The following is a 13,551-nucleotide window of genomic DNA, read 5'->3' as shown; positions in this document are numbered from 1 at the left end:
TGTCAGGATGAGAAAAGCACCCCGGCGATAAATGCCGCCATGAACGCTTTTCTACTGTGAATTTATACAGAGTAATTGATGAGGGGATTATAGCAATGCTGTCAGCGATGCCAACTGCGAAATCTCAATATGCGGTAACAGGCGGGCATCACGGATGTGCATCAGGTTGCCTTCGCGCAGGTTTATCCAGCACGCCTGCATTCCGCAGGCCACGGAACCCGCGACGTCGGTCGTGAGATCGTCGCCTACGTGCAGAATATTTTCCAGCGGAATGCCAAGCTTATTCGACGCCTTTTTATACATGTCGGCATACGGCTTCGCCCGGCCATGATCGCCCGCGCGCAAGGTAAACTGGAAATACTGCGCCAGACCGCAGGCATGCGGATCGGCATTACCATTGGTGACGGCCACCAGCGGCCAGCGTTCGGCGAGAGCGGCCAGCGCATTATGATTTTCTTCCGGCACATAAATCTTACTACGCCAGTAGGCGAAGGTTTCCATAGCGGCTTTCGTGCCCTGCCTGGCATCACTCTCACTCAGACCGGCGCGGGTCATGGCCAGCAAAACTGCCTGACGCCGCCATTCGGTCACGTCATGATAAATCTGTGCATCTTCTGCCAGCAATTCGGCGCGCATCAGGCGGATGGCATCCGGCGACATCTCAGCCAGTGCGGGGTGGAAACCCTGAATAAACTTCAGCGTTTCGGAATCGGTACGGCGGATAACGTCATAATTGTCATACAACGTGTCGTCTAAATCGAAAGTGATCGCTTCAATGCGTTTCAGCGGACGATAGAACTTCATCAGGATTTGCCTCGTTTTGCGCGGGGATGGGCGGCATCGTACACCGTCGCCAAATGTTGAAAGTCGAGGTGGGTATAGATTTGGGTGGTAGACAGATTGGCGTGGCCCAGCAACTCCTGCACCGCACGCAGATCACCACTCGACTCCAGAACGTGTGTCGCAAAGGAGTGCCGCAACTTATGCGGATTGATATGGCTGTTCACACCCTGTTTTACGCCCCACTCGGCAAAGCGTTTTTGTACGTTGCGCGCTGAAATGCGGTTACCCTGACTGGATAAAAACATCGCATCATCCTGCGGGCCAAACAGCGGACGTCGTTCCAGCCAGTGTTCCAGCCAGGTGACGGCGGTGCGGCCAATCGGCACCTGACGCTCTTTGCTGCCTTTACCCATGACGCGGACTTCGCCAGAGGCCATATCGACATGTTTACAGTCGATACCGACCAGTTCCGATAAACGAATGCCAGCGCCGTACATCACTTCCAGCATCGCGCGGTCACGCACTGAAAGCGGATCGTCGAGATTGATTTCCAGTAGCTTATTCACTTCATCGACGTCGAGATTCTTTGGCAAATGCTTCGGCGAACGCGGCGTGGATATGCCTTTGGCAGGATTGGCGCTCAGGACGCCCTGACGCACCAGCCAGTCGAGGAAACTGCGCAGCGAAGACATGCGCAGCGCCAGACTCGCCGGACCTAAACCCGCGCGTTTGCTACGCGCCAGCAGCATACGAACTTTCGGCGCATCAAGCTGTTGCCAGTGGGAAATACCGATTTCAGCGGCCATCTCGATCAGTGCGTCAAGCTGGCGGCTGTAGTTGGTCGAGGTCAGCGGACTGAGCTGACGCTCGACGTGCAGATAACGCAGAAACGCCTCAACTGCGGGATACAGGGGCGATTCAGTCTGTGTCATACCCGTTCTATCCAGCGTTCCAGTAAACCAGGCAGCATTTTTGCCAGCTGGTCGAGCAACACGGTGCCCATTCCCGGCTGATAGTGCTGCGGATCGCGGCTGCTGAAGATGAGAACGCCCAGTTCACCCTGCTCGCCCATCAGCGATAACGCGACGGAACCGACGGCTTTCGCCTGCGGCAAGAGTAACAGTAATTCCGGGCCGTTCAGACTGCCGAGGTAATGCGGAGTTTCGCCCAGACGCTGAATGCGCATGGATTCAAACGCGCTGCGGCTGACCGCCAGATGGGTGAAATCCGATGGCGCGCCGATGCGCCAACTTTCACTGAACAGGCGCACGTTCGCCCCTGCCAGACCGAGGCTGCGCGACCAGCGTTGCAGGCGGTTGAGCATATCCTGCAAGCCACTGGCGGCGGCAAGCGTCGCCTGCAGCTCGATCATCCGTCCGAAGAGGGATTCGTTGATCGACGCCTGTTCCATCAGCAGTGTGATTTCTTCTTCAAGCTGAGCAATCTGATGACGCTGACGCCCGAGTTGCCATTCAACCAGCGAGGTGCTGCCTTTCACCGGATGCGGTACGTGCAGTTGCTCGACGCTGCGGGCATTGCGAATAAAGAAATCCGGGTTTTGCAGCAGATACTGCATCACGCTGTCATCGTCGAGTGCTATCACCGGGTCAATCTGGTCATCAAGATTGTTCATAGATGAATAAATCCGTCGTAAACATGAGTGGCAGGTCCGGTCATATACAGCGGATGACCCGGCCCTTGCCAGCGAATTTCGAGGCTGCCTCCCGGCAGTTCCACCTGTACTTCTTCTGCGAGTAATCCTTGCTGAATCCCAATGGCCACCGCAGCACATGCGCCGCTTCCGCACGCCTGTGTTTCGCCAGCGCCGCGCTCGTAAACACGTAACTTGATGGTATCCGGGCTGACTATCTGCATGAAACCGACGTTCACGCGCTCAGGGAAACGTTCATGGCTTTCGAGGATCGGCCCGAGAATATCGACTTCGGCCGTCAGCACGTCTTCAACCTGCAACACGCAATGCGGATTGCCCATTGAAACCACACCGCAAAATACTGTGCGCTCTTCGGCGCGCAGAATATAGGTCTTTTCCGGTTTCGCGGCACGGAAAGGTACCTGCTGCGGTTCAAAGACCGGCTCGCCCATGTTCACCTGAACATCTTCATCTTCGGTGACCGTCAGCGTCATGCGACCTGTCTGCGTACTGACGCGGATATCGCGTTTGTTGGTCAGCCCTTTGATACGGACAAAACGGGCAAAACAGCGCGCGCCGTTGCCGCACTGCGCAACTTCACTGCCGTCGGCGTTGAAGATACGGTAATGAAAGTCTAACTCAGGATCGTAAGGTGGCTCTACCACCAGCAGCTGGTCAAAACCCACGCCACGATGGCGATCGGACAAACGGCGGATCAACTCAGGGGAGAAATAGACATTTTGAGTAACGGCGTCAACAACCATAAAGTCGTTGCCCAGACCGTGCATTTTGGAGAACTGCATAACTGACTCCGTTTACCGCTGGTCAAATCCAGTCGCGATGATCCCTTAATGAGACGGACCCGGCGGAAACCCGCCGGAACCTCAGCCCGAGGGCTGATTAATCTCTGGAATTCGTCGAGAGATCTTCTGGTGATACACCTTTTTGCTGCGATGAACCGTCGTTAGCGGTGCCCGGAACCTGACTGGTTTTCTGCGTGGAAGATTTATCCGCAGGCGGGAAATATAACGGCCCTTTCAGTCCGCAACCGGAGAGAGAAAATAATATCGTCGCGGCCAGAGACCAGCGTAAAGCGTTTTTCATTTTATGAATGCCTGTAATTCATGCGACCAAGCTCTCTATAATCGCAGGTGGATCATGAAAAGCAACAGGAATCGATAAAACCCGCAGGCACATTTTCAGCAGTGAAAGGGAAGGAAAGCCGGATAATCTGCCGCGCGCAGGCGATGCAGAACCTTTTTCTAATGGAGCTGAAATTGCTGTGTCAGCCGGGAAGGTTCGATCTCGCTTTCGGGCAGCGTGGCGCAGACGGCAGATAACGCATTGCTGCGAAAAGGGATCACCTGAATACGATCATCAAGGGACACTATCTGATAGAACTGCGGCAGGTTGAAGTTGATGAAGCTTGAGCCGTATGTGAAACGGTCGTGCGAGGAAGAATAGAAGCGGCTGACGTCGCGCACCAGATCCTCTTTACTGCCTTCGCAATGGTGGTACACCTCAACGCGGTTCGACTCATCGAGAATATAGATGTTAAAACCGATTTCATCCGCGCTGTCTTCAAAGAAGAACTGAATAATCCCTTCGCTGGCGTAGCCGTCAATCACCGCAGGCAGGTGCGCCTGATCGGTCTGCAATTTCACCGACAAACCGTGCAGTTTGTTATTAGAAATTGCGCCGTAGAATTCGATCGCATTTTCCAGCTTCTGCACCGACACGCTCAGGCGTTCGAAGAACAGACCCCAGGTTTGTCCGGCAACGCGCACGGCTTTGAAACGGCCCGGTTCGAGGCGTTTACTCGACAGACGCAGCTCGATGCACTCAGTCACCAGCTGCTGAATACGCGTGCGGATAAGGCCGCGCAAATGCTGGCTGTAGCAGAATACTTCCACCGACTCCGGCGGTGCTGCGTCCTGATGCATTTTGCCCAGAATGGTTTTCAACGCTTCCAGCACCGCCTGCTCACCGCTGAAATGCAGCGTACGCACTTCGTTCCACGAGTTGCGATACAGCAAATCAATACTGCCGACCATGCATTCCTGATTCTGCCCGAAGCTGAACACATCCAGCTTACGGAAATCAAAATGCACCACCTGGTTACGGAAGGCGGCGGTCGGATCATGTTCGAGATTGACGATGATCGCCAGATGACGGATTTCACACGGGCTGTACAACGCTTTTGGCGTCGGTGCCGCTAAACGCAGCGGGAAGTTGTGCGAGACATCCGCCACCAGCTCGCGCAGTTTGGCGATGTCGCACAGGCCGCCACTTTTGATGTGCAGGCGCGTGGTGGACGTCAGCAACCCGTTGAAATATGCCCACGCCACCAGTTTATTGAGGTAGCGGTTATATTCCAGCGGCTGATGGCTGACGATCGATTCCATCGACGGTGACTGGTTATACAGATACCAGCCGGTGCGGTTGGCGCGGCCAATCGGCACATGAATAAAGGTTAAATCGTTCTCTGACAGGTCAGGCGAGATCTGCGGGTTCACGAGTGTCACTTTGCCCGGCAGCGCTTCGAAAGCTGCGTACAACTTACGGGTCAGCACGCCGATATCCTGCGGGCTGGCGCTGACGCTTAAATTGTTGCGACGGGCAAAGCGGATGAGGTTGCGATAGCTCTGCATCATGGCATCAAGCAGTTCGTTATGCGCTTCTCGCACGCGCTCGATTTTCCAGTTAGCGCGGTTATCCAGCATCACCAGACGCTCTTCATCCCAGCCCCATTCGGCCACCAGCTGGCTGAGAATTTCACGACGCCAGCCGACTGACGCTCGGGCGCGGGAGAGTTTTTCGCAGACTTTGAGATAGAAACAACGGCGGACTAAATCGAGGCGGGTAGTGTCTTCAATCTGGGTCAGGTAACGGGTCACGCGGTCGAGCATCATACAATAGGAATCCAGACCGAAGTTGACGATCTCGCCCTGGTGCAGACGCTGTTTGATGTCCATCGCCAGTAACTGCGTTTTTGGATATTCCCAAGAATAGGCTTCCAGCAGCAACGTTTTGAGCACCGCTTTGTACGGTGAATCGATACTTTTATACAGCTGCCACAGACTGGCGCCGAAATACTCTTCCGCTGACAACGTGCTGAGTCCGCCAAGATCGAGCCATTCGTTTGGCGTCAGTGCGCCTTGCGCATACAAAGAAAGCACATATTCATCGTAATGCGCCTCTTCTTCACCCGGCACCATATTCCACAGAATACGCTTGCCGCCCATACGCACGGCCGTCCGGTAGAATTCGTCGAGCAATAAGATGTACTGCGTGGAACCGCAGTCTTCCCCACCCAAACTACCGCTTTCGTTGTGACGGAAACGGTTTTCGTCGATCAGGAAGAAGCTGACTTCCACGCCGAGCGACGCGGCCCATTTTTCCAACAGGCTGCATTTTTCCTGTAAGCGGTTGCGTTCTTCATTATCAAGCCAGGACTGATGGCAGACCCAGATATCCAGGTCGGAGCTCTGGCTTTGACCGATTGATGATGTGCTGCCCATCGAATAGACACCGGTTATCGGCAATTCGCCCTTCGCCATAGGCTCAAGTGCGCTGCCCCATTTGTCTTCGAGGTCGGTCAGATAGGTTTTTTGCGATTCATCAGGCGTGAAGAGGCAGATACCATGCGGAACCTTACCTTCAAGGTATCCCGGTATCAGAGGGTGATGATGATGTAAAAAGACGGGAAGCAACGTGTAGACCTGTTGAAACGCAGGCCCCATTGCCGCCAGTGCACGATCGACTCGTAACTGGTTGATCGCATCCAATCTTTGCTTCAGTGTCTCGATGTAGAGGTACAAGACGTTTCGCCTGATTATACAGTGTCTGGAAAGAACCCCGTTCCAAATCCGCCATTTATCGTGATGCTTATGCTTTGAACAACCGCGATTGTGCAAATAGTTGACGAATTATTGCTGGAAACGTGATCAATTTAACACCTTGCTGATTGACCGTAAAGAAAGTAACGCACCACAATTACTCTTCCGCTTCTCTCGATTTTACCGTTTGCTGTCAAACAGAACAAATCTCCTTTACGCCCGTTACCCTTCTTTTGCGAATGGCTTCTTACGCTGACAGCTTTCTATTGTCAGTGGTAGGATGGTCACAGAGACAGATAAACGGTAACAAACATGTTAGACAAAATCATTCGAATTGCCACCCGCCAGAGCCCGCTGGCTCTGTGGCAGGCACAATATGTTCAAAGCCAGTTAATGGCTTGTCACCCCGGTTTGCAGGTCGAACTGGTTCCGATGGTCACCAAGGGCGATATCATTTTAGATACCCCGCTGGCCAAAGTGGGCGGCAAAGGGTTGTTTGTGAAAGAACTTGAGCTGGCGATGCTCGATGGCCGTGCGGATATTGCCGTGCATTCTATGAAAGATGTACCGGTCGAGTTCCCGGAAGGTCTGGGGCTGGTGACGATTTGTGAACGCGAAGACCCGCGCGACGCGTTCGTCTCCAACCATTACACCTCTCTGGCCGAATTGCCGCATGGCAGTGTGGTCGGTACATCCAGCCTCCGCCGCCAGTGCCAGCTGCGTCAGCAACGACCTGATCTGCAAATCCGCGATCTGCGTGGTAACGTCGGCACCCGTTTATCCAAGCTGGATAACGGCGATTATGATGCCATTATTCTCGCCGTCGCTGGCCTGAAACGTCTGGGGCTCGAAAACCGCATCCGTACAGCGCTGACCCCGGAAGAGTGCCTGCCCGCCGTCGGGCAAGGTGCCGTCGGCATCGAATGTCGTCTCGACGATCATCACACCCGCGAATTACTCGCCCCGCTGGCGCACCGTGAAACCACGCTGCGCGTTCAGGCGGAACGTGCCATGAACATGCGCCTCGAAGGCGGATGTCAGGTGCCGATCGGCAGTTACGCTGAACTTGAAGGCGACCAGCTATGGCTGCGTGCGCTGGTTGGCGCACCGGACGGCAGTCAGATGGTTTGCGGCGAACGCCGTGGTCCTGCGGCCAGTGCGGAAAGCATGGGCATCAGTCTGGCTGATGAGTTGCTGGCAAACGGTGCACGTGAAATTCTGCAAGAGGTCTATCAGGGGAACGCACCAAAATGACCATTCTGGTTACCCGTCCTTCTCCCGCAGGAGAAATGCTGGTCAGCCGGCTGCGCGCTCTGGGTCGGGTCGCCTTCCATTCCCCGCTGATTGAATTTGCGCCGGGGAGCCAACTCGCTATGCTGCCGAACCTGCTATCCTCTTTAGATCAGCAGGATCTGGTATTTGTGCTGTCACAACATGCCGTGAACTACGCCGATCGCGCATTACGTCAGTCCGCCACCCGCTGGCCGGGCAATGTGAATTATTACGCGATTGGCCGCACCACCGGCCTGCTGTTTCATCGTGCAAGCAGTCTGCCGGTTCTCTATCCCCAGGATGGCGAAACCAGCGAGATGTTGCTGAACCTTCCGTCTTTGCAGCGTATTCATGGCAAGAAAGCGCTGATTTTACGCGGCAATGGCGGACGCGAAAAACTGGCGGAAACGCTGACTGAACGCGGCGTCGAAGTATCGTACTGCGAGTGTTATCAGCGCAGCCCGATCCACTACGACGCCAGCGAGCAAAGTGCCGTATGGCAACGCGCCGGTGTGGATACGCTGGTGGTGACCAGCGGTGAAATGCTGCAACAGTTGTATACGTTAGTTCCTGATTATTACCGACATTCATGGTTACTGCGCTGTAGCCTGGTGGTGGTCAGTGAACGTTTGGCAATCCTCGCCCGCCAGCTCGGCTGGAGCGCTATTCGGGTTGCCGAGAATGCAGACAATGATGCGCTGATTCGCGCATTACAATTACCTGACTAAGGGAAGTGCCAAAATGACGGAACAAAAAAATCCTTCCGCTCCGGATGATGAAATTGTTATCGCCCCGGCGGTTGAGAGCCCCCAGCCAGATGCTTTTGAACGGGATCAGGAGCTGAAAACCCTGCGTAAAAAGCAGCGTACTGCGCCCGTCCTGGGCGCTATCGCCATTGTGTTAGTGATCGCGCTCGGCGCGGGTCTTTACTATCACGGCCACCAGCAGGCGCTGGCTCAGGCCGCCTCGGATGAATCGCTTTCTGAACAACTCGACAGCCTGCAAAAAAGTCAGCAACAGGATAAACAGCAAATCGCTGCCCTGCTGGCTCAGCAGGAGAAAACCCAGCAGGCCGCCGATCGCCAGCAGGCGTCGTTTGGCCGTCAGCTGAACGAACTGCAGGATAAAGTCGCCAGCATTTCCGGCAGCGATGCCAAAACCTGGTTACTGGCTCAGGCCGATTATCTGGTGAAACTGGCCGGTCGCAAACTGTGGAGCGATCAGGATGTCACTACCGCCGCAGCGTTGCTGAAAAGCGCCGACGCCAGCCTTGCGGACATGAACGATCCAAGCCTGATTGAAGTGCGCCGCGCGCTCAATGAAGACGTGAGCAGTTTGTCTGCGGTCACACAGGTCGATTTCGACGGCATTATTCTCAAGCTGAATCAGCTGTCGAATCAGGTGGATAATCTCCGCCTGGCCGATAACGATACCGACGATTCACCGATGGACAGCGACAGCACCAGCCTGTCTGGTTCACTGACCGAATGGCGGCAGAACCTGACCAAAAGCTGGCACAACTTTATGGATGATTTCATCACCATCCGCCGCCGTGATTCAACAGCTGAACCGCTGCTGGCACCGAATCAGGACGTCTATCTGCGCGAGAATATCCGCTCCCGACTGCTGATCGCAGCGCAGGCCGTTCCGCGTCATCAGGATGAAGTCTACAAACAGTCGCTGGAAAGCGTATCCACGTGGGTTCGTGCCTATTTCGATACGACCGATCCCTCGACCAAAGCGTTCCTGGAAGAACTGGATAATCTCAGCCAGCAATCCATTTCGATGGACGTGCCGGATCAGCTGAAAAGCCAGCCGATGCTGGAAAAACTGATGCAAACCCGCGTGCGTAATCTGCTTCAGCAGCCCGCCGCCGCAACGCAGGGGGAATAACGCATGTTACGAGTTTTCGTGTTATTTCTGATTGTGTTTGCCGGGATTATCGTCGGACCGATGCTGGCAGGCCATCAGGGCTATGTGCTGATTCAGACCGATAACTACAACATCGAAACCAGCGTGACCGGCTTAGTGATTATGCTGATCGTCCTGATTCTGGTGCTGTTTTTCATCGAATGGATCCTGCGCCGCGTTCTGCGCACCGGCGCGCGTACCCGCGGCTGGTTTGCTGGGCGCAAAAGCTCCAAAGCGCGTAAGCAGACCAAAGAGGCGATGCTCAAGCTGGCAGAAGGCGATCATCGTAAGATGGAAAAACTGCTGGCGCGCAACGCCGACCACGCCGATCAGCCGGTGGTGAACTACCTGCTGGCAGCGGAAGCGGCACAGCAACGTGGCGACACCATCCGTACCAATCAGTATCTGGAGCGCGCGGCAGAAATCGCCGATACCGACCAGATGCCAGTGGATATCACCCGCGTACGAATCCAGCTGGCGCAGGGCGAAATTCACGCCGCGCGTCACGGCGTAGACCGTTTACTCGGCCAGTCGCCGCGTCATCCGGAAATTCTACGACTGGCAGAGCAGGCTTATCTGCGCACCGGCGCGTACGGATCGCTGCTGGAAATTCTGCCGTCCATGGCGAAAGCGGATATCCATACGGATGACGAAATCCGCGTTCTGCAGGAACAGGCTTATATCGGCATGATGAATCAGCTGATGGCTGAAGAAGGCAGCGATGGGCTGAAGCGCTGGTGGAAAGATCAGAATCGTAAAACCCGTCATGAAGTCGCGTTGCAGGTCGCGATGGCCACGCATCTGATTGAATGTAACGATCAGGATCTGGCGCAGGAAGTGATCCTCGACGGACTGAAACGTCAGTACGACGATCGTCTGGTCGCGCTGATGCCGAAGCTGCGTTCAGGGGATCCGGAACAGCTGGAAAAAACGCTGCGTCAGTTGATCAAGCAAAACGGCACCACGCCGCTGCTGAGCAGTACGCTCGGTCAGTTGCTGATGAAGCATGGTGAATGGATGCAAGCTAGCGAAGCCTTCCGTGAGGCGCTGAAACAGCGTCCTGACGCGTATGACTATGCGTGGCTGGCGGATGCGTTAGATAAACTGCACAAGCCGGCTGAAGCGGCGGAGATGCGCCGTGAAGGGCTGATGTTAACGCTGAACAACTCGCAGCAACCGTAAAGACATCGCGCTATCAGAAAGGCTCCTTCGGGAGCCTTTTTTACGTCATCAAACTTATACCCTGAATCATAGGAATCGCAGGCAGGCGGCCAACACATCTGCGGCTCCAAGGATGGCGGGTATGGGCAAAAAAAAACACCTGCACAATGTCAGGTGTCTAAAACAATCAGGTCAGAACAACAGTGAGTGCCTCACTCAACGTTTTGTCATCTGCATGATAATGCCGAAGCGTTATCGGTCAGGGTGACAATAGGCACTATAAATTGGCTCTGCATCATTCCCAGGTTTATGAAGCCGGAGCAAACATAATGGGTGGAATGAGCATCTACGGCGGGAATATTGCAGGACGCGTGCCACTCTGGCAAGACCTGAGGCGAAATATTTTATCGTTATGATTATCAAGGTTTTTATTATTCGTCAAACACGCGTACTTTTTCAAACCTCCGCGAATCTCCTGCCATAGCCCCTGATCTGTCTCCTGATGACGACACCACAGAATGAAAATGAAATTACCCTATTTTATCAATGATATAAGCGTCTCAATACAGAGACAAAATGAAGGTATGAAGTCGCCGAAAGGCAACAACAGGTGTGGAAAGGGAATTGATCAAATCGCAGATAACAAAAAGCCCCGCATTTCTGCAGGGCTCTTTATTCGAATTGGTCGGCGAGAGAGGATTCGAACCTCCGACCCACTGGTCCCAAACCAGTTGCGCTACCAAGCTGCGCTACTCGCCGATGTCGTGCATCTTACTACTTCTTGACGCTAACTGCATCATTTAAATGCTTTTTGTGTGTGTGGTGCGAAGGGAGGGACTCGAACCCTCACATCCAAAGGACACTAACACCTGAAGCTAGCGCGTCTACCAATTCCGCCACCATCGCATGTCACAATCACAAAATCATTTAAAAAATTTGGGGTGGCTAATGGGGCTCGAACCCACGACAACTGGAATCACAATCCAGGGCTCTACCAACTGAGCTATAGCCACCATTTCAAACTTTTCTACATCGTGGACCGTTCAACTTCAAACAAGACCACCGCAACTCTAGCGCAAACTTAATGGTGCGCCCGACAGGATTCGAACCTGAGACCTCTGCCTCCGGAGGGCAGCGCTCTATCCAGCTGAGCTACGGGCGCTTAGCGCCGTTGCGGGTGGGGATACTACGGTTTTAACGACTAGCTGTCTAGTGCTTTTTATCAGAAATATTGCGTTTGATTACGCTTTGTCCAATACGCATTAAAAGTAAGCGCCTTACCTTCCCCACCCATGACTTACGACGTTATTTTGCCTTTTCCGTCATCAGCGCAGCACGCTTATGCATGCCAAGGCCGAAGTATATCAGGGACACTCCCGCGATGAAAATACCGCCTACCAGCAAAGAAATGCGCGTATCCGGGTTAATCGCCATGCCCACCAGTACGCAGGTCAGGAAAATCAGCGTCAGATAGTTGGTATAAGGGAACAGAATTGATTTGAACGGATGGTTCTTCAGTTTCTCTTTATGTGCTTCACGAAAACGCAGCTGGCTGATGAGCACCACGAACCACGGCACCATGCCCGGCAGGACGCTGGCACTGTAAACGTAGACGAAGACTTTCTCAGGATTCGGGATCAGGTAGTTCAGACATGAGCCGACCAGCAGACATAAAATGGTGATAGCAATGCCGTACACCGGCACGCCACTTTTCGAGACATTGCTCAAAAACGCAGGCAACTGGCGATTCTTAGACAATGCATAGAGCATGCGCCCGCAGCTGTACATGCCGCTGTTACAACCGGACAGCGCCGCCGTCAGCACGACAAAGTTGATGATGCCCGCCGCCGAGGCGATACCAATCTTCGCGAACGTCAGCACGAACGGGCTGCCGTGCGTCCCCATTTCATTCCACGGGAAGATGGTGATGATGACGAAAATCGCGCCCACGTAGAAAATCAGGATACGCCACAGGATATTGTTGATGGCACGCTTGAGCGTCACCTGCGGGTTTTTCGCTTCACCAGCGGTAATACCCACCAGTTCGACACCCTGATAAGACGCCACGACGATACACAACGCAAACAGGAACCCTTTCCAGCCACCGGCGAAGAAACCGCCGTGCGCGGTCAGATTGGCAAAGCCAACCGGTTCACCGTGATTACCGAAACCGAAGAAGATTACGGCCAGACCGACCACAATCATCACAATGATGGTGGTGATTTTGATCAGCGCAAACCAGAATTCCATCTCACCGTAAAGTTTCACGGCGGCCAGATTGGCTGCAGCGACAATTGCCACAGCCATCAGCGCCGGGATCCACTGCGGTAATTCAGGGAACCAGTATTGCGCGTAGACGCCAATAGCGGTGATTTCTGAAATCCCCACCGCTATCCACATGAACCAGTAGCTCCAGGCTGTCAGATAGCCATAGTAAGGCCCGAGATATTTGTGCGCATAAACCGCAAATGACCCGGCCACCGGCTCCAGATGCAGCATCTCGCCCATTGAACGCATGATAAAGAAGACAAAAATCCCCGCCAGAATGTACGCCAGCAGCACGGAAGGCCCCGCCCATTTCAGCGTACTCGCCGCGCCCATAAACAGTCCGACACCAATGGTACCGCCCAGCGCGATAAGCTCAATATGCCGGGCTTCCAGCCCGCGGTGTAGCCCACCCTTCTCTTCTTGATTCGCCATAGATCCTCAATTTCTCTGTGTTGGTGTTTGCCTTCCGGAATGACCGGAATGTTATTTTTATTGTGAGATCCCCCGCAGACCGCGGAAAAACGGCGTTATGGTTTCGTATTTTCAGATGAGTTGCAAACCACAATTGAGAAAGATACGCATTGATAGGCAAGACAGACTGCAAATTGCAGAGAGGAGAAGTGAGAAATGAGAGGTGACGCGCCGCCCTGAGGTTTATTCAGGACG

General features: G+C 54.1%; 11 protein-coding genes and 4 tRNA genes. 4 read left to right on the top strand and 11 right to left on the bottom strand.

From position 1 onward, the window contains the following. Positions 1–87: 87 nt before the first annotated feature. From yigB to TU92_RS06700, 6 genes are all read right to left on the bottom strand, one after another. On the bottom strand, positions 88–804 hold the full coding sequence (yigB, locus tag TU92_RS06725; RefSeq protein WP_112165527.1) for a 5-amino-6-(5-phospho-D-ribitylamino)uracil phosphatase YigB: 717 nt from the start codon (positions 802–804) through the stop codon (positions 88–90). Beyond that, positions 804–1,715, bottom strand: a complete 912-nt coding sequence (gene xerC, locus TU92_RS06720) for a tyrosine recombinase XerC (RefSeq protein WP_112165525.1) — start codon at positions 1,713–1,715, stop codon at positions 804–806. Before xerC ends, yigB begins: the two co-directional genes overlap by 1 nt. Next, entirely contained in the window at positions 1,712–2,416 is a 705-nt protein-coding gene (locus tag TU92_RS06715) for a DUF484 domain-containing protein (protein WP_112165523.1), read from the bottom strand. Before TU92_RS06715 ends, xerC begins: the two co-directional genes overlap by 4 nt. After that, positions 2,413–3,237, bottom strand: a complete 825-nt coding sequence (dapF, locus tag TU92_RS06710; protein WP_112165521.1) for a diaminopimelate epimerase — start codon at positions 3,235–3,237, stop codon at positions 2,413–2,415. Before dapF ends, TU92_RS06715 begins: the two co-directional genes overlap by 4 nt. A gap of 97 nt (positions 3,238–3,334) precedes the next feature. Then, a complete protein-coding gene (gene lptM / locus TU92_RS06705; RefSeq protein ID WP_112165520.1) occupies positions 3,335–3,538 on the bottom strand; it encodes an LPS translocon maturation chaperone LptM in 204 nt (67 codons plus the stop codon). A 158-nt stretch (positions 3,539–3,696) separates the two neighbouring features. Continuing rightward, a complete protein-coding gene (locus TU92_RS06700) occupies positions 3,697–6,255 on the bottom strand; it encodes a class I adenylate cyclase (protein ID WP_112165518.1) in 2,559 nt (852 codons plus the stop codon). Positions 6,256–6,585: 330 nt separating this feature from the next. On the opposite strand from TU92_RS06700, the gene hemC reads away from it, so the two are divergent. From hemC to hemY, 4 genes are read left to right on the top strand one after another with little or no spacing between them, the layout of a single operon-like run. Then, on the top strand, positions 6,586–7,527 hold the full coding sequence (hemC, locus tag TU92_RS06695) for a hydroxymethylbilane synthase (RefSeq protein ID WP_112165516.1): 942 nt from the start codon (positions 6,586–6,588) through the stop codon (positions 7,525–7,527). Further along, positions 7,524–8,273 carry a uroporphyrinogen-III synthase gene (gene hemD / locus TU92_RS06690; RefSeq protein ID WP_112165514.1) on the top strand — a complete coding sequence of 250 codons (750 nt, stop codon included), beginning with the start codon at positions 7,524–7,526 and terminating at the stop codon, positions 8,271–8,273. Before hemC ends, hemD begins: the two co-directional genes overlap by 4 nt. Before the next feature lie 13 nt (positions 8,274–8,286). Then, positions 8,287–9,438 (top strand): uroporphyrinogen-III C-methyltransferase, encoded by a 1,152-nt coding sequence (hemX, locus tag TU92_RS06685; protein ID WP_112165512.1) that lies wholly within the window; start codon positions 8,287–8,289, stop codon positions 9,436–9,438. A gap of 3 nt (positions 9,439–9,441) precedes the next feature. Continuing rightward, positions 9,442–10,638, top strand: coding sequence for a protoheme IX biogenesis protein HemY (gene hemY, locus TU92_RS06680; RefSeq protein WP_112165510.1), 1,197 nt, complete (start codon positions 9,442–9,444; stop codon positions 10,636–10,638). Positions 10,639–11,299: 661 nt separating this feature from the next. On the opposite strand, the gene TU92_RS06675 is transcribed toward hemY, so the two are convergent. The 5 genes from TU92_RS06675 to thrP all read right to left on the bottom strand — a co-directional run bounded on the left by TU92_RS06675 (position 11,300) and on the right by thrP (position 13,317). Continuing rightward, positions 11,300–11,376 (bottom strand) — tRNA-Pro (locus TU92_RS06675). 61 nt (positions 11,377–11,437) lie between these two features. Then, positions 11,438–11,523: transfer RNA gene (locus TU92_RS06670), tRNA-Leu, on the bottom strand. Positions 11,524–11,554: 31 nt separating this feature from the next. Next, positions 11,555–11,630, bottom strand: a tRNA-His gene (locus TU92_RS06665). Between the two features lie 72 nt (positions 11,631–11,702). Beyond that, a tRNA-Arg gene (locus TU92_RS06660) sits at positions 11,703–11,779 on the bottom strand. A gap of 143 nt (positions 11,780–11,922) precedes the next feature. Next, positions 11,923–13,317, bottom strand: a complete 1,395-nt coding sequence (gene thrP / locus TU92_RS06655; RefSeq protein WP_112165508.1) for a bifunctional threonine/serine APC transporter ThrP — start codon at positions 13,315–13,317, stop codon at positions 11,923–11,925. Positions 13,318–13,551 lie beyond the last annotated feature (234 nt).

Origin of the sequence: Rahnella inusitata, from assembly GCF_003263515.1 — a bacterium.
GTDB classification, from domain to species: Bacteria; Pseudomonadota; Gammaproteobacteria; order Enterobacterales; family Enterobacteriaceae; genus Rahnella; species Rahnella inusitata.
The sequence above is the reverse complement of the archived record's forward strand: the minus strand, read 5'-3'. Positions and strand labels throughout refer to the sequence as shown.